General features: G+C 67.0%; 19 protein-coding genes. 7 read left to right on the top strand and 12 right to left on the bottom strand.

The window, feature by feature from the left end; translation table 11 throughout:
- The 6 genes from Q1V87_RS08210 to Q1V87_RS08235 all read right to left on the bottom strand — a co-directional run.
- On the bottom strand, positions 1-258 hold a 258-nt coding region (locus Q1V87_RS08210; protein ID WP_300591656.1), incomplete at its 3' end, for an EamA family transporter.
- 48 nt (positions 259-306) lie between these two features.
- Positions 307-711: a rhodanese-like domain-containing protein gene (locus tag Q1V87_RS08215; RefSeq protein ID WP_228178618.1), complete on the bottom strand. Its 405-nt coding sequence runs from the start codon at positions 709-711 to the stop codon at positions 307-309.
- Between the two features lie 163 nt (positions 712-874).
- A complete protein-coding gene (locus tag Q1V87_RS08220) occupies positions 875-2,749 on the bottom strand; it encodes a cytochrome bc complex cytochrome b subunit (protein ID WP_300591657.1) in 1,875 nt (624 codons plus the stop codon).
- A complete protein-coding gene (locus tag Q1V87_RS08225; protein ID WP_300591658.1) occupies positions 2,746-3,825 on the bottom strand; it encodes a ubiquinol-cytochrome c reductase iron-sulfur subunit in 1,080 nt (359 codons plus the stop codon). Before Q1V87_RS08225 ends, Q1V87_RS08220 begins: the two co-directional genes overlap by 4 nt.
- 41 nt (positions 3,826-3,866) lie before the next feature.
- Entirely contained in the window at positions 3,867-4,670 is an 804-nt protein-coding gene (locus Q1V87_RS08230; RefSeq protein ID WP_300591659.1) for a cytochrome c, read from the bottom strand.
- A gap of 24 nt (positions 4,671-4,694) precedes the next feature.
- Positions 4,695-5,339 (bottom strand): heme-copper oxidase subunit III, encoded by a 645-nt coding sequence (locus Q1V87_RS08235; protein ID WP_300591660.1) that lies wholly within the window; start codon positions 5,337-5,339, stop codon positions 4,695-4,697.
- Between the two features lie 103 nt (positions 5,340-5,442).
- On the opposite strand from Q1V87_RS08235, the gene trpD reads away from it, so the two are divergent.
- From trpD to Q1V87_RS08255, 4 genes are all read left to right on the top strand, one after another.
- Positions 5,443-6,504 carry an anthranilate phosphoribosyltransferase gene (gene trpD / locus Q1V87_RS08240; protein ID WP_292734122.1) on the top strand — a complete coding sequence of 354 codons (1,062 nt, stop codon included), beginning with the start codon at positions 5,443-5,445 and terminating at the stop codon, positions 6,502-6,504.
- Positions 6,505-6,643: 139 nt separating this feature from the next.
- Positions 6,644-7,138 (top strand): aromatic ring-opening dioxygenase LigA, encoded by a 495-nt coding sequence (locus Q1V87_RS08245; protein WP_300591661.1) that lies wholly within the window; start codon positions 6,644-6,646, stop codon positions 7,136-7,138.
- Between the two features lie 162 nt (positions 7,139-7,300).
- The gene (locus Q1V87_RS08250) at positions 7,301-8,293 is read left to right on the top strand and encodes a PHP domain-containing protein (RefSeq protein WP_300591672.1); all 993 of its coding nucleotides are present in this window, start codon (positions 7,301-7,303) and stop codon (positions 8,291-8,293) included.
- A 251-nt stretch (positions 8,294-8,544) separates the two neighbouring features.
- Positions 8,545-9,840 (top strand): CynX/NimT family MFS transporter, encoded by a 1,296-nt coding sequence (locus tag Q1V87_RS08255; protein WP_300591662.1) that lies wholly within the window; start codon positions 8,545-8,547, stop codon positions 9,838-9,840.
- Here Q1V87_RS08255 and Q1V87_RS08260 read toward each other — a convergent pair.
- The 3 genes from Q1V87_RS08260 to Q1V87_RS08270 form a co-directional block, all read right to left on the bottom strand.
- Positions 9,812-10,738 carry a 5'-3' exonuclease gene (locus tag Q1V87_RS08260; RefSeq protein WP_300591663.1) on the bottom strand — a complete coding sequence of 309 codons (927 nt, stop codon included), beginning with the start codon at positions 10,736-10,738 and terminating at the stop codon, positions 9,812-9,814. The genes Q1V87_RS08255 and Q1V87_RS08260 overlap by 29 nt on opposite strands.
- 58 nt (positions 10,739-10,796) lie before the next feature.
- On the bottom strand, positions 10,797-11,480 hold the full coding sequence (locus Q1V87_RS08265; RefSeq protein WP_300591664.1) for a hypothetical protein: 684 nt from the start codon (positions 11,478-11,480) through the stop codon (positions 10,797-10,799).
- A gap of 116 nt (positions 11,481-11,596) precedes the next feature.
- Complete coding sequence (locus Q1V87_RS08270) at positions 11,597-12,148, bottom strand: hypothetical protein (protein WP_300591665.1); 552 nt, start codon at positions 12,146-12,148, stop codon at positions 11,597-11,599.
- Between the two features lie 135 nt (positions 12,149-12,283).
- On the opposite strand from Q1V87_RS08270, the gene Q1V87_RS08275 reads away from it, so the two are divergent.
- The 3 genes from Q1V87_RS08275 to Q1V87_RS08285 are packed head-to-tail and all read left to right on the top strand — an operon-like array spanning position 12,284 to position 13,944.
- A complete protein-coding gene (locus Q1V87_RS08275) occupies positions 12,284-12,961 on the top strand; it encodes a response regulator transcription factor (RefSeq protein WP_300591666.1) in 678 nt (225 codons plus the stop codon).
- Positions 12,958-13,242, top strand: coding sequence for a hypothetical protein (locus Q1V87_RS08280; RefSeq protein WP_300591667.1), 285 nt, complete (start codon positions 12,958-12,960; stop codon positions 13,240-13,242). Before Q1V87_RS08275 ends, Q1V87_RS08280 begins: the two co-directional genes overlap by 4 nt.
- An 18-nt stretch (positions 13,243-13,260) precedes the next feature.
- Positions 13,261-13,944: a HAMP domain-containing sensor histidine kinase gene (locus tag Q1V87_RS08285; RefSeq protein ID WP_300591668.1), complete on the top strand. Its 684-nt coding sequence runs from the start codon at positions 13,261-13,263 to the stop codon at positions 13,942-13,944.
- On the opposite strand, the gene Q1V87_RS08290 is transcribed toward Q1V87_RS08285, so the two are convergent.
- The 3 genes from Q1V87_RS08290 to Q1V87_RS08300 all read right to left on the bottom strand — a co-directional run.
- Complete coding sequence (locus Q1V87_RS08290) at positions 13,916-14,728, bottom strand: FAD:protein FMN transferase (RefSeq protein WP_300591669.1); 813 nt, start codon at positions 14,726-14,728, stop codon at positions 13,916-13,918. The two genes, Q1V87_RS08285 and Q1V87_RS08290, sit on opposite strands and share 29 nt — an antisense overlap.
- A complete protein-coding gene (locus Q1V87_RS08295) occupies positions 14,725-15,270 on the bottom strand; it encodes an FMN-binding protein (RefSeq protein ID WP_300591670.1) in 546 nt (181 codons plus the stop codon). Before Q1V87_RS08295 ends, Q1V87_RS08290 begins: the two co-directional genes overlap by 4 nt.
- Positions 15,271-15,293: 23 nt before the next feature.
- Positions 15,294-16,597, bottom strand: a 1,304-nt coding sequence (locus Q1V87_RS08300; protein WP_300591671.1) for a ferredoxin reductase family protein, incomplete at its 5' end; no start/stop codon positions are given.

A 16,597-nucleotide genomic window follows, 5' to 3' on the forward strand; every position in this document is an offset into this window, starting at 1 on the left:
GACCGCCACGACGATCATGTGCACCCACAGGCGGCCTTCGCGCGGCCACCGTCGACGCGTGAGTGCCATGATCGTGGCGAGCGTGACAGAGCCCAGGATGATGCGTCCCAGAGCCACCTGAGCAGGGTCGAAGGAGTCAACCGCAACCTTCATGAAGAGGAAACTCGCTCCCCACACCAGCGACAGCGCCGCGAACATGAGGACCACGGTGCTGGAGCGCGCTGGCGCGAGAGTCGGCGACGAGGACACGACGGTCACGCTACTCGCCGGGGCGGCCAGGGCACTGGCGGGAATCGGACCCCTCGTTCACCGGCGCACGACCATCACGAGCGGGTCGAACTCGCGGGGGAGCGGACCGTCATCGTTCTCGGTCGGCTGGCCTTCCCGTGCCCAGTATTCGAACCCCCCGATCATCTCCTTGACCGCGTAGCCGAGCTTTGCGAACTCGAGCGCTCCCTTGACGCCGGCGTTGCAGCCCGGGCTCCAGCAGTACACGACGACAGTGGCGTCCGGGGCAATCTCGCGCGGGGCGCGCTCCGCGATCTCGCGGTAGGGCATATGGATCGCGCCGGTGATGCGTCCCTGGCGCCAGGCGTCGACGCCGCGCACATCGACGAGCACGATGTCTTCTCCGGCCTTCTGAGCGGCGTACACGTCCGACGGATCGGTCTCGTGGGCGAGGCGGGTGGCGAAGAAGTCTGCGCTGCTCATGATGCCGACACTAGAGGCAAGTCATGACATTGAGAGCGCCGCAGGCACCCTCCTGCGGCCACGTTTCGGCCGGATCCTGCCATTGCCCGCTGCAGTGAGATGCGGGCAACGGCGCGGGCCCGACATCCGTGGATGCCGGGCCCGCGCACTGGTTGGTTCGGGACTACTTCGTGTCGCCGCTGGGGTGAACGTCGTCGTCAGGATCGACATCCGTGTTCGACGTGCCCTTATCGGCAGCCGTGTTCTCCACGACCTCGTCAGTGACGATCACGTTCGTCGGGCGCACAGCCGTCTCGGACTGCTTGCCGTCGGTGATCGGGTGGTGCGGAGCATCCGGAACCCCGGCGCGCTCGTGCATCGCCTGGATCTCGGCATCCTCCTGCTCGGCGATGTGGTCGAGCTCGTGGTGCTGGTGCGAGAGCGCCTCGTCGACCTCGGCCTGCGTGACAGGAGCGAGGCGGTCTTCGAAGAACCAGCGCGACAGCGAGGCACGGAAGTTCTGGTGCCACGGAATCTGCCCACCCGAGTTCGGACGAACGACCAGCGGCTCGTAGATCTCGAAGTCCACGAGCTTCCAGCGCTCGTACTCGTCGACGGGCTGGTGAACCTCGATGTACTCACCACCGGGGAGGCGGACGATGCGGCCCGACTCGTAGCCGTGAAGGGCGATCTCGCGGTCCTTCTTCTGGAGCGCGATAGCGATGCGCTTCGTGACGAAGTAGGCGATGACCGGACCCACGAACAGCAGAGCCTGCAGCGTGTGGATGACACCCTCCATCGTCACCCAGAAGTGGGTGGCGATGATGTCGGAGGATGCCGCTGCCCACAGCACCGCGTAGAAGGTGACGCCGGCGGCGCCGATGGCGGTGCGGGTCGGGGCGTTGCGCGGACGCTGCGCGATGTGGTGCTCGCGCTTGTCGCCGGTGATCCACGCCTCGATGAAGGGGTAGAACGCGACCAGTGCGATGAAGAGCACGAGCACCGTGATCGGCAGGATGATGTTCCACGACCAGGTGTGATCCCAGAACACCGACTCCAGGTGCGGCGGCACAAGACGCAGCGCACCGTCGGCAAAGCCGATGTACCAGTCGGGCTGGGTACCCGCAGACACCGGAGACGGGTCGTAGGGGCCGTAGTTCCAGACCGGGTTGATCGTGAAGAGGGATGCGATCAGCACGATCACACCGAAGACGATGAAGAAGAACCCACCCATCTTCGAGGCGTAGACCGGGAGCATCGGGTAGCCCACGACGTTGTCGTTCGACCGGCCGGGGCCGGCGAACTGCGTGTGCTTGTTGATGATCATCAGGATCAAGTGCGCCGCCAGCAGTGCGACGAGGATCGCAGGCAGCAGCAGGATGTGCAGCGTGTACAGGCGTCCCACGATCTGCATCCCGGGGAACTCGCCACCGAACAGCAGGAACGAGGTCCAGGTGCCGATGAGCGGGATGCCCTTGATCATGCCGTCGATGATTCGCAGACCGTTGCCCGAGAGCAGGTCGTCGGGCAGCGAGTAGCCGGTGAAGCCCTCACCCATCGCGAGGACGAACAGCACGAAGCCGATCAGCCAGTTCAGTTCGCGGGGCTTGCGGAACGCACCGGTGAAGAACACGCGAAGCATGTGCACGCCGATACCGGCGATGAACACGAGAGCTGCCCAGTGGTGGATCTGGCGCACGAGCAGGCCGCCGCGGATGTCGAACGAGATCCGCAGGGTCGAGTCGAGAGCCGCCGACATCTCCACGCCACGCATCGGGATGTATGCACCCGTGTAGTGGGTGGGAACCATCGATGCCTGGAAGAAGAAGGTCAGGAACGTTCCCGAGAGGAGGACGACGACGAAGCTCCACAGGGCGATCTCACCGAGCATGAACGACCAGTGGTCGGGGAAGATCTTGCGACCGAGCTCTTTGACCAGGCCCGAGAGGCTGGTGCGCTCATCGAGGTAGTTCGCGGTGGCGCCGACGAATCGGCCGCCGGGCGGCTTTTCTCTGGTGGTACCGACGGCCGTCTCGTCAGTAGCGGTGGCGGTGCTCAATGGCGCTCCCAGAAGCTCGGGCCGACGGGTTCGGTGAAGTCGCTCTGCGCGACGAGGTAGCCCTCGTCATCCACCTCGATGGGCAGCTGTGGCAGCGGGCGGGCAGCGGGGCCGAAGATGACCTTCGCGCCGTCCGACACGTCGAACTGCGACTGGTGGCAGGGGCACAGCAGGTGGTGCGTCTGCTGCTCGTAGAGAGCCACCGGGCAGCCGACGTGGGTGCAGACCTTCGAGTACGCGACGATGCCGTCGTACGACCAGCTTGCCCGCTCGGGCGTCTCGGTGATCTGCTCGGGGAGCATGCGCACCAGCAGCACGATGGCCTTGGCCTTCTCTTCGAGGTAGCCCTCTTCGTGGCTGAGGTCGGCGAGCGGCTCGGGGATCACGTGGACTGCCGAGCCGAGGGTGACCTCGGATGCCTTGATCGGGGTTCCCTCGGGGTCCTTGGCAAGACGCATCCCCGGCTTCCACATCGTGTGGCTAAGCAGATACACCGGGTTGCCCGCGTTCGGGCGCTCGGGGGTGTTCTCGGGGGCGAGGCCGCGGAAGAGGGTGATGGCCGGGAGGATCGAGGCGATCAGAGCGGCGAAGAGGCCGCCCCGGATGACGGTGCGCCGACCGAACCCGGACTCTTCGTTGGCCGCTTCGAAGACAGCGACGGCGCCCGCACGGGTCGCGTCGGTGCCGCGGGTGGGGTGGCGCGCCTCGGTGTGCTCCTTGTCGGACATCACCGCCTTGGACCAGTGGATCGCCGCGACACCGATCGCCAGCAGCGCGAGGGCGATGCCGAGCCCGATGAAGAGGTTGTTATCGCGGATCGCGGGGATCTCACCGCTCTCGATCGGGAAGATCATGTAGGCGGCGACCGCCCACAATGACCCCGCGACCGAGATGTAGAAGAGCGTGTAGATCGTGCGGACGGCGCGCTTCATCGCCGCCGGGTCCTTGTCGGTCATCCGCTCACGGTGCGGCGGAAGCTCGGGGTTACGCACGGGGTCGGTGACGGCGACGGCCGTTCCCGACGAGGGCTGGTACGACGCCCTGTCGAGGCCGTGCGGGTCGTCCTCGTGTGCCATGGTGCTCCTCTAGCGTCTTGCTACGTATTCGGTGTGCGGGGTCAGTTGGATTTCGCCGTGATCCACACGGTGATACCGATCAGGGTGCTGATACCGAAGATCCAGATGAACAGACCCTCAGCGACCGGTCCGAGCGACCCGAGCTTGAACCCGCCGGGGGACTCGGTCTGCTGGATGTACAGCAGCGACGAGATGATGTCTCGCTTGTCCTCGTCGGTCAGGTACATGTTGTTGAACACCGGCATGTTCTGGGGGCCGGTGACCATGGCGGCGTAGATGTGCAGGGCGCTCACCTCGGTCAGGGCCGGAGCGTACTTGCCCTCCGTCAGGGCGCCACCGGCGCCGGCGACGTTGTGACACATTGCGCAGTTGATGCGGAACAGCTCAGCTCCGCGCGCGACATCGCCTTCACCGTCGAGGATCTCCGGGTCCGGGAAGTCGGGACCCGGCGCGACGGACTGCACGTAGTTGGCCATCGCGAGGATCTGATCGTCGGTGAACTGCACCGGCTTCTGGGGAGCCTGAGGACCCTGCATCTGCAGCGGCATCCGGCCGGTCCCGACCTGGAAGTCGACGGCGACAGCCCCGACACCGTAGAGGGACGGGCCGTTCTCGGTGCCCTGCAGGTCAAGTCCGTGGCAGGTAGCGCAGTTGGCCTGGAACAGCTTCTTGCCGTCTTCGATCGTGAGGCTCGTGGCTGTTGCGGTGTCAGGCTCGGTGGCTGCCATCGCGGCGGAGGCGCCAGCGTAGACGCCGCCGGTGATGAGCAGTCCGATGCCGATCAGTGCGGTCGCTGCCCAGGGGCTCCGGCGGCCGGTCGAGCGGCGCTTGGTCTGTCGTGCCATGAGGGTGATTCAGCTCCGCTCGGGTTACTTGAGGAAGTAGATGACGAAGAACAGGGCGATCCAGACGACGTCGACGAAGTGCCAGTAGTACGACACGACGATCGACGAGGTCATCTCCTTGCGGCCGAAGTTCTTGACCGCGTAGGCGCGTCCGATCACGAGGAGGAAGGCGATGAGGCCACCGGTCACGTGCAGGGCGTGGAAGCCGGTCGTCAGGTAGAACGCCGAGGCGTACGCGTTCGCCTGGATTGGCATCCCTTCGGCGACGAGCTGGGCGTACTCCCACACCTGGCCCGACACGAAGATGGCGCCGAGAGCAAAGGTCAGCCAGAACCACTCGACCATGCCCCAGCGGTCGCGGAACCGGTTGGTCTTGACCGTGTACGGCTGGAAACGCTCAGCGGCGAACACACCCATCTGACAGGTGACGGATGAGAGCACCAGGATCGTGGTGTTGACCGCAGCGAACGGGACGTTCAACAGCTGGGTCTCTTGGGCCCACAGGTCGGGGGAGGTGCTTCGCAGTGTGAAATAGATCGCGAAAAGGCCGGCGAAGAACATGACTTCGCTGCCGAGCCACACGATGGTTCCAACTGCGACCGGGTCGGGTCGCTTGACCGACCGCATGGCCTGGGAGTACGTCGCTGAGCTGGTGGTCACATTCTTCATTATGGCTGAAGATTTGCCTGGGGTTTCGCATGAGCCACCACTGATGTGAGGTGGCTTGCGACTTAGGCGCACCTCAGTTGCCCGCCCCGCTACGCTCGGAGCCATGACCCAGCAGCCGTCCTGGTCCTCGATCATCAGTGCGCTCCTCGAGGGCGAGGACCTCAGCGTGTCGGAGTCGACGTGGGCGATGCGTCAGATCATGGCGGGGGAGGCGACGCCGTCACAGTTGGCAGGATTCCTCATCGCCCTGCGCGCCAAGGGCGAGACCGTAGACGAAATCGTGGGTTTCCGCGACGCGATCCTGGAGGCCGCGTTGCCGCTTCCGGTGGATCCTCACGTTCTGGACATCGTCGGAACCGGTGGTGACCGTCACCGCACCGTGAACGTCTCCACGACGGCCTCGATCGTCGCGGCGGCCACGGGGATCCCCGTCGTCAAACACGGGAACAAGGCGGCGAGTTCGGCATCCGGGTCTTCCGATGTGCTGTCGGCTCTCGGCGTCGATCTGCGGCTGAGTCCGGATGCCGTGGCCGAGGTCCTCGACCGGGCGGGCATCACCTTCGCGTTCGCCGCCGCGTTCCACCCGGGTTTCCGACACGCCGGGCCTACGCGCGCCGAGCTCGGGGTCCCCACGGTTTTCAATTTCCTCGGCCCGCTGTGCAATCCCGCCCGCGCCGAGGCCAATGCGGTGGGGGTTGCGCACCTGGACCGCGTGCCCCTCATCACCGGCGTGTTCCGGACCCGCGGCGCCACGGCACTCGTCTTCCGCGGCGACGACGGGCTGGACGAACTCACGACCACCGGTCACAGCCGCATCTGGGAGGTGTCGCGTGGCGACATCCACGAGCACGATCTCGACCCGCGTGACCTCGGCATCCCCCTGGCGACCCTCGACGATCTGCGTGGCGGTGCTCCCGATCACAACGCCGAGATCGTTCGGCGCGTGTTGGCGGGAGACGCTGGACCCGTGCGTGACATCGTGCTGCTGAACGCGGCGGCGGGAATTGTGGCGTACCGGCTGTCGCAGGATGCCGCGCAGGCACAGCTGCCGATCGTGGAGCGCCTGCGGGACGCGCAAGCGGATGCCGCTGCCGCCATCGACTCGGGTGCGGCTGCAGCCAAACTGCACGCGTGGGCTGAGGCGACTGCCGCGCTCGCGCCCTGATCTGGGTCATTCGCCGAATTTCTCGTCGGGGGACCTACGTCACTTTCCGTAGGGGGGCCGGCTTCGTAGCGTGGATGTCGACGGTGAGATACACCGCCGAATCCCCCCGACGATGCATGTCCCTGAAGGAGAAATCGCCATGTCCGCCACCGAAACAGCCAGCGCCACTGACACTGTTCAGGCGCCCGCCCGCAACCTCGGTCTCGTGAAGGTGGTGGGGATCCTCGGCATCGTCGGTGGCGCCCTGCTCATCATCGTGGGCATCGTCGTGTGGGCAACCGTCTCGAGCCAGCTGCGCGCCGAGAACATCACGATCCCCGACGATGCGATCGCCTTCCAGGGTCAGACCGTTGCCGGTCCCTTCACCGCCTACGTGCAGGCCGACATCATTCAGCACCACGCCCTCGAGGCATCCGGCGGTGCCACCTACGCCGAGCTCGACCGTGAAGACCCGGTGCGCGCGACCATGATGAACGCGTCGTTCCTGCGGGCATCCTTGTTCACCTCGGTCGTCAGCTTCGGTGTGTCCGCTTTCGCGATGGGCATCGGTGTGCTCTCCATCCTGTTCGGCTGGGCCCTCCACCGCCTCGCCAGCGCCCCCGTCGTCGTCAAGCGCGCGGGAGTTACACCCTGACGCGCTGACGCCCTGCCGATCCTCCTCGCGGAGGTAGGACTTCTCCCGGGCGTAGGTCGATCGCAACAGCAGTCGACCTACGCCCGGGATTTTGCCTACCTGCAGATGTCGGTGCGCGCGTCGGTAGGGCGTGTCAGGCTGGGCGTCATGAGCGAGCCGGAGCTGCAGCCGTACGACGCGCTGATCGAGATCGCCCTGCTTCTGGAGCGCGAGCGGGCGATCCGCTACAAGGCGAAGGCGTTTCGTGCCGCCGCGGCAGCGATCGAAAGACTGGATGCCGCGCAGTTGGCCGATACGGCGGGGTTGCGGCGCCGGAAGGGAATCGGAGACTCGACGCTCGCGGTGATCGTGCAGGCTCGTGAGGGGCGCGTTCCGGACTATCTCGCGGAACTGCGGGAGCGGGCCGGCATCCGGCCGTCCGCGCTCAGTGCGCAGCTGCGGGGCGACCTGCACAGCCATTCGGACTGGTCGGACGGCACGACGCCGATCGCGGCGATGGTGAAGGCGGCGCGCGAGCTCGGACGCGAGTATCTCGCGCTGACAGACCACTCGCCGCGGCTGCGCGTGGCGAACGGTCTGTCGGCCCAGCGACTGCGCGATCAGATCCCGATCGTGGAAAGCTTCCGTGACGACCGGTTCACCCTGCTCACGGGCATCGAGGTCGACATCCTCGAGGACGGCGGGCTTGATCAGCAGGACGAACTACTGCGCTCGCTCGACATCGTTGTGGCGTCAGTTCACTCAAAGCTGCGGATGGAGCGCGGCCCCATGACGGCGAGGATGCTTCGCGCCGTGCGAAGCGGCAGGGTCGATGTTCTCGGTCACGTGACGGGGCGACTCGTCAGCGGCCAGCGGGGGACGAGGCCGCCATCCGACTTCAACGCGGATCGGGTGTTCGAGGCGTGCGCAGAAGCCGGTGTCGCGGTCGAGATCAACTCGCGTCCGGAACGCGAGGACCCGCCGGATGAGCTGATCACGCTCGCTATCGAGAAGGGATGTCTGTTCTCGATCGACTCCGACGCCCACGCGCCCGGTCACCTTTCGCTCTTGGACTACGGCGCTGAGCGCGCGGAGAGGCTGGGGGTTCCGCCAGACCGGATCGTCACGACGTGGCCGCTGGCACGCCTTCGGGAGTGGACCGCGACGCGACGCTGAGTGCGGGCGTCGTCAGTTGCAGGTGCAGAGCTGGTCTTTGGGAACGCCGGCGAGCGCCTGCTCGACGTGCATGCCGCAGCCGGTCCAGGTGATCTTGCCGCATGACGAGCAACGAATCTGAGAGCACATGGGGGATGTCCTTCCGGGGTCATCTGGTCGGTGACGTTCGTAATGCGACTATACCCCTAGGGGTATTTAAGTCGCAACTCGCGCGACGCGGTGAGCCGCTGGCGCGACCCTAGACTCGACGGGTGGCTTCCGACCGACGCATCACTCCCGGTGCCGCCGGAGGCGCCGCCGGGTTGGTCATCGCCGGCATCCTGGTCGCCGCGCTGAGCCTTCGCGGACCCATCGTCTCACCGACACCTGTGCTGCGGCAGATCGAGACCGATCTCGGCATTGGAGCGGCCACCGCGGGCCTGCTCACAACTGCCCCCGTGCTGATGTTCGCGTTGTTGACCCCGGTGGCAGCTCTCGTCATCCGTCGCGCCGGAGCAGAGCTCGCGCTCATGATCACTCTCACGGGCGTTCTGCTGGGCACCTTCCTGCGCGCCGTTCCGGGCTTCGGGTGGATGCTCGCCGGGATGATCGTGATCGGCGCATCCATCACCGTTGGAAACGTCGTCATCCCGGTCATCATTCGCCGTGATGTCGCGCCGGAGCGGGTGGCCCTGGTCACCGCCGGCTACGTCGCGATGCTCAACGCCGGATCGCTGCTGACCTCGCTGCTGACGGTGCCGATCGCCTCGGTGATCGGGTGGAACCTCGCCCTGGTCGCGTGGTCGGTGATCACGATCGCCGGGATGCTGCTGTGGGGCCTGCATCTGCGCCGGGCCGCCGCGCGCGGGGAGCTGTGGGGCGAGCGGTTCTCGGGTGCGCAGCGCCCGGGCGCGGCATCCGTCGCCGATCGCGAGGCCGACACCCTCACCGGCCCGGTGCCTGTGCCGCTCGGGAGACGGGCGACGCGCGGCGATTCGATGTTCCGGAACCCGGTGCCATGGATGCTTCTGCTCGCGTTCGCAGGGCAGGCCGCCGTGTACTACGGGTTCGCCACCTGGTTGCCCACACTCATCGCCGACGATCTCGGGGTCAGCGCAGCAGCAGCGGGCGGTTTGACGGCGTTCTTCCACGGTGTTGCCGTGGTGGGGGCGTTCATTGTTCCGCTGCTCGCCCGGTTCACGCCGCGGATCGTTCCTGCGATTGCCATTGGCGCGTCGTGGATCTTGCTGACGCTCGGCATGATCATCGCGCCCGAGTGGGCAGCGCTTTGGCTGAGCTTCGGAGCCATCGGACACGCTGGCGGGTTCGTGGTGATCTTCAGCACGATCGTCGCGATCGCTCGCTCCGACGCAGAGGCTGCCGGGATGTCGGCGCTCGTGCAGGGCGGCGGCTACGCCGCCGCGGCCCTCGCCGCCCCAGCCATGGGTGCGCTGCACGAGGCGACAGGCGGGTGGGATGCCGTGCTGCTGGCATCCCTTGTCGTCGTGCTCGCCTACTGCGTGCTGCTGGTCGCGGCTGTCATCGTGTCGTGGCGAGCGCCTCGATGACCCGTGAAACCGACGCTCCGAGCGACCACGTTTCAGCGAGGGTGACCGCGGCCACGCGCTGATCGTCGTCGAGCGGACGCAGTTGCGTGTCAGGCTGGGGAAGATCGAGCGTGCGCACCACCTCGACGACGGTGGGAGCCACCTCCAGGTAGTCGAGCCCCGCGGCGATCTTCGCTCGAACACCAGCCGACATTCCCTCGCCTCGCTCGGCGGCGGCGATGATGCCGGCAAGGTCGCCGTGCGCGGCCAGGAGCATAGCCGCCGTCTTCTCGCCGATGCCGGCGACTCCGGGTAGCCCGTCGGAGCTGTCACCGCGAAGCGTTGCGAAATCGGCGTACTGACTCGGCAGCACGCCGTACTTGGTCACGACGGTGCGATCGGTGACGAGTTCGAGGTTGCTCATGCCGCGGGCGGTGTAGATGACACGGATGCTTCGCTCGTCGTCGACGAGCTGGAAGAGGTCGCGGTCGCCCGTGACGATATCGACGGGCATCGTCGCCAGGGTGGCGAGGGTGCCGATGACGTCATCGGCCTCGTGCTCGGCGGCGCCGATGATCGTGATCCCGAGGGCGGCGAGTGCCTCGCGGATGAGCGGCACTTGCACCTCGAGGGGATCCGGGACCTCCTCGACATCCGGGCCTCCCGCGACGACCTCGACGACCCGGTGGGTTTTGTAAGACGGGATGAGGTCGACCCGCCATTGCGGACGCCAGTCGTCGTCCCAGCAGGCCACGAGGTGCGTCGGCTCGTATGTGGTGACGAGTTTCGCGATCATGTCGAGGAATCCGCGCACCGCGTTGACCGGCATCCCGTTCGGCGCCTTCACCGTGTCGGGCACGCCGTAAAACGCGCGGAAGTACAGCGACGCGGAGTCGAGCAACATCAATCGTTCGGTCACGCGCCCATCCTGGCACGCGCCCCCGACGATGGGACTGCCGCGCGGAGGGCAAGGCCTCTCAGCAGCCGGGGCCGGTGGGGTTCTCGGCGCAAGTCCGATCGACCAGGGCTGTGCGGACCTCGAGAACCTCGAGGGTGTACGGCGGTGCCGGGGCGTTGACGTACCCCGGAACCGGGCGCCATCCGCTGCCGAAGTCGACGTCAGCCGCGTACTGGAGCGTGAGGGACACGGTGTACGTGCCGCGCTCGCGATACACGTGGCTCGTAGAGGTCGGGCTGAACTGGGGGAGTCCGAGCGAAGCCCAGGTCGCACCGCCAGTCGTTGTCCGAGCACTCGATCCGTCGCCGTAGTCGAACACGTAGCCGGCCGGTCGGAACCTCACTGTCACATCCCATCCGAGCAGCGGGCCGGTGAGGGTGTGCGTGGATGCCGCGGCCACGATGTTCGTGGGGGTCCCCACGACGCCGAAACCGGCGGGCTCGCCACCGAGGCTCGGGCGCGCTGGGACGAAACTCGCGAGATCGTCGATCGTCACATCCGGATACGTGACGACGGTGTAGTTGCCTCGGCACCCGACGATGGGGCACTCCTCGGTGGCCGGGGAGCTCTCGGCCGTTCCGGAGTTGCCGCTGGAGCCGCCCCCGCCCTGGGACCCGCCCGTGCCGCCTTTTCCGGATCCGCCGCCAGAGCCCGGCTGGTTCGCGGTGCCGCCGACGTCGACCTGGCTCCCGTTGTTGGACACGCTGCAATTGCCCTGCCAAGGAGATCCGCCAGCACAAGCCGTTGACGCAGCCACGCTAGCGACGCTTGAGAACGTCAGGCATAGGCCCACCAGTAGGCAAACGGCGCCAGCCCGGATTACTGAGCGCATTCGCTTGCGTCACCACCATCGAGCGACTGGATGACAGCTCCCGTGCGGGTGTTCCATGGGACCACCTTTATCGCTATGGCTTGTATGTCGGGACGGTCGGGGTCGACGACGGAAGTGCCTTCTGCATCGTCGAGCGTGACAGCAGACACATCTAGGCAAGCGATCGCAAGACCGACGTCATCGGGACGGTCGCCACCCTCGGGAGGCTGAACGGAAACGATCTTGCTTTCGCCGGAGACGCGCCATCCGTCGGCGTGCATTTGTGAGAAAGATTCTCGAGCTCCCGCATTCGCATCGCCCATGGTCCAGCGATAGACCTCCTCGAACGTCGAGGGGTCGCTGAGATCGACCTGGTTCAGGGCATCCACGTACGCCCGGTAGGTGGCTTCCGCGGCAGCGAATGCCTCCTCCTCGGAGGCGAATCCGGTCGGCGTCGGGGTGGGTGACGGATCCGCCGGCCCGCAGCCGGCGAGCGCCCCGACACCGAGCATCGCAGCGATCACGATCGACGCGGCTCGAAGCGGACGGCGGCGGTTCATGTCCACCACGGTAGCCCGCGGCATCCGCCCCGACGGCACTATCCACAGTCCACGATTCCCGAGTCCGGTTGGGGAGGATCCCCGCGCTCCAGCAGACGGATAGGTCTGCGCGCTAGCGTTGCCCCGGGAGGCATCATGCCGTACGACAGCGGTCCGCACGCCGACGTGCTGTACGTCGAAGACGACCAGGACGTCGCCCAGATGACGATCGAGGTGCTCTCGGAGTTCCACACCGTCGTCCACGCCTCCGACGTCGCTACTGCTCGGGCACGCGCGCTGCAGCAGCGATTCGATGTGATGGTGATCGACAGACGGCTTCCCGGTGGCGACGGAATCGATCTGGTGCGCGCAATCCGCACCGCTCGCATCACGACGCCCATCCTGCTGCTGACCGCCCTCGGCGCCGTCGATGACCGGGTCGAGGGACTGGATGCCGGAGCCAACGACTACCTCGTGAAGCCGTTCGACTACGGCGAGTTGCTCGCTCGCATCCGGGCTCTCGTGCGCGGCTACCGCGCAGAGCAGCACCGTCGCGCGCTCGGCGAGTGGGTCTTCGTTCCCGAGTCCCAGGCGCTGTACGGGCCGTCCGGGGCACGGGTCGCGCTCACGACGACCGAGACCGCGCTGCTGGATGTGCTCAGTGCCAGTCCCGAGCATGTGTTCAGTCGCGAAGAGATCCTGGGTGCCGTGTTCCACGAGGGCGACACCCCGGGCTCGGTCGATACCTACGTCCACTACATCCGGAGAAAGTCGGTTCCCGAGATGATCGAGACGGTGCGCGCTCGCGGCTACCGGGTCGGGCAGCCGTCATGACGAGTCCCGAAGCTGCCGACCGGCGCCGCGTGCAGCGGGCGGCCTTCTCTGTGGGTGTGTGGGTTGCTGCGGCGTCGGCGATCGTCATCGCGCTCGGGGTGGTGGTGTTGGTTACCGTCATTCTGCTGCGGGCACGAGTCGAGAGCGCCGAACACGGCACAGGCTTCCCCGGTGGCCATCGCGGGTCGGGGGATGATCTCGTGGTCGACGTCGATCGCGTGCTTCCCTGGGTGATCGGTCTCGGCATCCTGGGCGTGATCGTCCTGTCGCTGATCGCGTGATTCGCCGCCCGCCGTGCCGTGCGGCCGCTCGGCGAAGCGCTGCGGCTGCAGCGGAACTTCGTCGCCGACGCCAGTCACGAACTGCGCACGCCGCTGACGACCCTCACCAGTCGCATCCAGATCGCGCAGCGTCGCCTGGAACGCGGGGGAGACGTCGCCGAGGCTCTCGACCAGCTGCGCTCCGACGCCGACGCGATGAACGACATGCTCACCGATCTGTTGATGGCAGCCGAAGGCAAGGCCGAGACGACGGCTCTCGCGCCCGTCGGTGAGGCGATGGATGCCGCGGTCTCCCGCCTCCAGCCGCTCGCCGATGACAGCGGCGTGACGCTGGAGGTCATCTCGACCGACCGGGCTGTGCGGATGCCGCTTCCCACTCTGACTCGCATCCTGATGGCTGTCGTCGACAACGCGATCCAGCACAGTCCCCGGGGAGGCGTGGTGACGATCGCGGCGGCAACGGCCCGTAACGACGTGGAGATCCGAGTCAGCGATCAGGGCAGCGGGATCGACCCGGCCGACGCCGAGCGCATCTTCGAGAGGTTCGCCCGCGGATCAGAGACGGGCAGGCGGCGCGGGTTCGGACTCGGGCTCGCGCTGGTGCGAGACGTGCTCACGCGTTACGCGGGCCGGATCGAGGTCGAGTCGACCTCATCCGGGGGCACGACGTTCGTCATCGCACTGCCGAGTCCGCGTATGTGACGACCGATACCTCGGTCGCGCCCACCCATCGCCGAACGCGTCCGTCCTCGGTCACCGTCATGCCCGACCGGGAGTCAGCCGCTGCCACCCACGACAGGTCGTCGCCGGCGACAACCGCGACGGTTGCCCAGAGGTCTGCCTCGGCCAGGGAATCGGCGACGACGGTTGCGCTGCGAACGTCGGTCGCTGGCTCGCCGGAGCGCGGGTCCAGGATGTGCGCACCTCGCTCAGCGGTTCCCGAGGTCGCTACCGCGCCATCGACGACATCCATGATCGCGAGAACCTCCCCGGCGCGGTGCGGGTCGGCGATGCCGATACGCCATACCCACTCGCTGCCCGGTGCCGTGCCCACCTGCATGTCACCGCCCGCGTTGATACCGATCGCTGTCGCGCCGGTCGCGGCCAGGAGCGGCAGAAGATGCATCCGTGCCGCCCGCTCGACCGCCCACCCCTTGACGTAGCCGGTCGGGTCGAACCAGCCACGCCAGGTAGCCGAGAATCGGCCGCCGGAGCGCTGCTCGGCGTCACGACACGCCGTGGCGACTTCGGCAACGAGCGGATGCGCATCGTCGAGCGTGATCTCACCGCGGCGGAGACGGCTGATCTCCGAGTCCTCGCGATAGGTCGAGAAGATGCGGTCGTCCTCGCGAAGCTCATCGAACGCTCGAGACACGGATGCCGCGGTTTGCGGACCGTCGACGAAAGCCGGAGACCCATGGGCGTGCACGGACACGGCAGTACCCATGATGGTCTCGACCCACACGCGACGTGCGAGGCGCGTCATTGCTGGGCCTGATCCAGGGCACTTTGCAGCGACTGGATGTAGCCGTCGCTCGTGTATGTAGCGCCCGACACCATGCTTATGTCGGCGCTCTGAGTCTCTGTCGTGTCGGAGATCAGAATCGGCAGCGCTCGCGCATTGATCTGCTGATCCTTGCGATCGTTGTTCGGATACTGCGGCACCTGCACGTCGGTGATCACGCCGCCGCTGATCGTGATCTGCACCTGTACGTTTCCGTATCGGGTGCTCACCGCATCCCCGGTGTAGGTGCCGTCGGCGAGCCCCGTCGTGGTCGTTGTCGTGCTGTCGGTCGCCGTCGAGTCAGCGGCGGTCGCCGAGGGCGAGGGCGAGGGCGTCGACGTTGCACTCTCGGTTGTCGTCGACGGGCTGGCGGATGCCGATGGCGTGGCCTCGGGGGTGACGGTTGTGGTGCCCGCCGTCTCGTCGGCTGCAACCGGCATGACGGCCTCGAGCGAGGTGCGATAGCTGAACAGGAGGACGACGCCGCTCAGGGTGGCAAGAAGTCCGTAAACGATGCGCTTCATCGGAGGCTCCGTGGTGTGAGGGGTCAGACGGTGAATGACTCGGAATGGATGCGGTTGCGGTGAACTCCCGCGGCGCGCAGGTCATGCTCGAGGGCCTTCATCCATGGCGCGGGTCCGCAGAGGAACACGTCGTAGTCCTCGAGGTCGGGCGCGAGATGGCGGAGCGCATCGGAGCCCGTCCACGCGGCGTGCGAGGCCGGCAGCCACGAGGATGCTGTCCGGGCTCGGGGCCCCGGAAGCGGGATGTGTCGTAGACCCCGGTGCGCGACGAGAGTGCCGATGGCGTCTGTGCGCAGGGCTGCTTCTTTCGAGTGGTCGCGGGTGACCAGCGTCGCCTCGCCCGGCGCGTAACCCTCGGCTTGAAGCAGGGAAACCAGCGGCGCGACCCCGGCGCCCGCACCGATCATCAGAAGCTTCGAGCCGGTGCGAGCGTCGCCGGTCATCGTGCCGTACGGCCCTTCGAACAGGACGGGGGTGCCGGGAGTGAGCCGCGCCAGACGTGCGGTGCCGTCACCGACGATGCGGGCAGAGATCGTCAGGCTGCGGCCGTCGGGGGCTGCAGCCAACGAGAACGGATTCGCCCGTGAGGCTCCCGGGCCATCCAGGAAGCGCCAGATGAAGAACTGGCCTGCGCGCGCACCCAGGCGATCCAGCCGGCGCCCGGTCATGGTGACCGCAACGCCGCCCACGCCGTCAGGACGAACGTCGGCGACTCGCACCCGGTGTCGCAGCGAGCGCGCGAGGGGGACCAGGATGCGGAAGACGACGATTGCGGCGGCACTGATCGCCCACAGTCCCCACCAATAGCCGGTGGCGACGGGGGAGAAGAGGAAGTCGGCGCCGGTCCACAGCTGGTGAGGCAGCGCGAGCCCGACGCCGAGGTACGCGTACAGGTGCAGCAGGTGCCACGACTCGTAGCGCAGCTTCGCTCGCGCCCGACGCATTGAGGTGATCGCGACGAGGATGATCAGGATCGTGCCTGCGGTTGCGAGAAGCATCCCGGGGTAATCCCACACGAACTCCCAGAGCTGGACGAAGACGTTGACGTCGGCCGCTGCCGCGTAACCGAGCACCAGAAGTGCGATGTGAGCGAGCATGAGCGAGAACGACCAGAAGCCGACGAGCCGGTGCATCCGGGTCAACCCGTCACGGCCGAACCCGCGCTCGAACAGGGGGATACGCGCAAGAAGGATCACCTGATAGAGCAGGAGATTGGATGCGATCAGCCCGGTCAGGCGTCCCAGACTGTTCAGCGCCGCCGCATCGAATCCCCACAGATCCTGAAGGCCACCGCCGGCCACCCACAGCGCGAGAACGAACAGGCTCG

It is taken from the genome of Microbacterium sp., assembly GCF_030149085.1.
In the GTDB taxonomy this organism is placed as follows: domain Bacteria; phylum Actinomycetota; class Actinomycetes; order Actinomycetales; family Microbacteriaceae; genus Microbacterium.

Excerpts from the sequence above, each read along its gene's own strand:
- Q1V87_RS08280 (WP_300591667.1), top strand. The coding sequence starts at position 12,958 with ATGACGAGTCCCGAAGCTGCCGACCGGCGCCGCGTGCAGCGGGCGGCC.
- Q1V87_RS08230 (WP_300591659.1), bottom strand. The coding sequence starts at position 4,670 with ATGGCACGACAGACCAAGCGCCGCTCGACCGGCCGCCGGAGCCCCTGG.
- Q1V87_RS08225 (WP_300591658.1), bottom strand. The coding sequence starts at position 3,825 with ATGGCACACGAGGACGACCCGCACGGCCTCGACAGGGCGTCGTACCAG.
- Q1V87_RS08215 (WP_228178618.1), bottom strand. The coding sequence starts at position 711 with ATGAGCAGCGCAGACTTCTTCGCCACCCGCCTCGCCCACGAGACCGAT.
- Q1V87_RS08290 (WP_300591669.1), bottom strand. The coding sequence starts at position 14,728 with ATGACGCGCCTCGCACGTCGCGTGTGGGTCGAGACCATCATGGGTACT.
- Q1V87_RS08295 (WP_300591670.1), bottom strand. The coding sequence starts at position 15,270 with ATGAAGCGCATCGTTTACGGACTTCTTGCCACCCTGAGCGGCGTCGTC.
- Q1V87_RS08270 (WP_300591665.1), bottom strand. The coding sequence starts at position 12,148 with ATGAACCGCCGCCGTCCGCTTCGAGCCGCGTCGATCGTGATCGCTGCG.
- Q1V87_RS08235 (WP_300591660.1), bottom strand. The coding sequence starts at position 5,339 with ATGAAGAATGTGACCACCAGCTCAGCGACGTACTCCCAGGCCATGCGG.
- Q1V87_RS08275 (WP_300591666.1), top strand. The coding sequence starts at position 12,284 with ATGCCGTACGACAGCGGTCCGCACGCCGACGTGCTGTACGTCGAAGAC.
- trpD (WP_292734122.1), top strand. The coding sequence starts at position 5,443 with ATGACCCAGCAGCCGTCCTGGTCCTCGATCATCAGTGCGCTCCTCGAG.
- Q1V87_RS08245 (WP_300591661.1), top strand. The coding sequence starts at position 6,644 with ATGTCCGCCACCGAAACAGCCAGCGCCACTGACACTGTTCAGGCGCCC.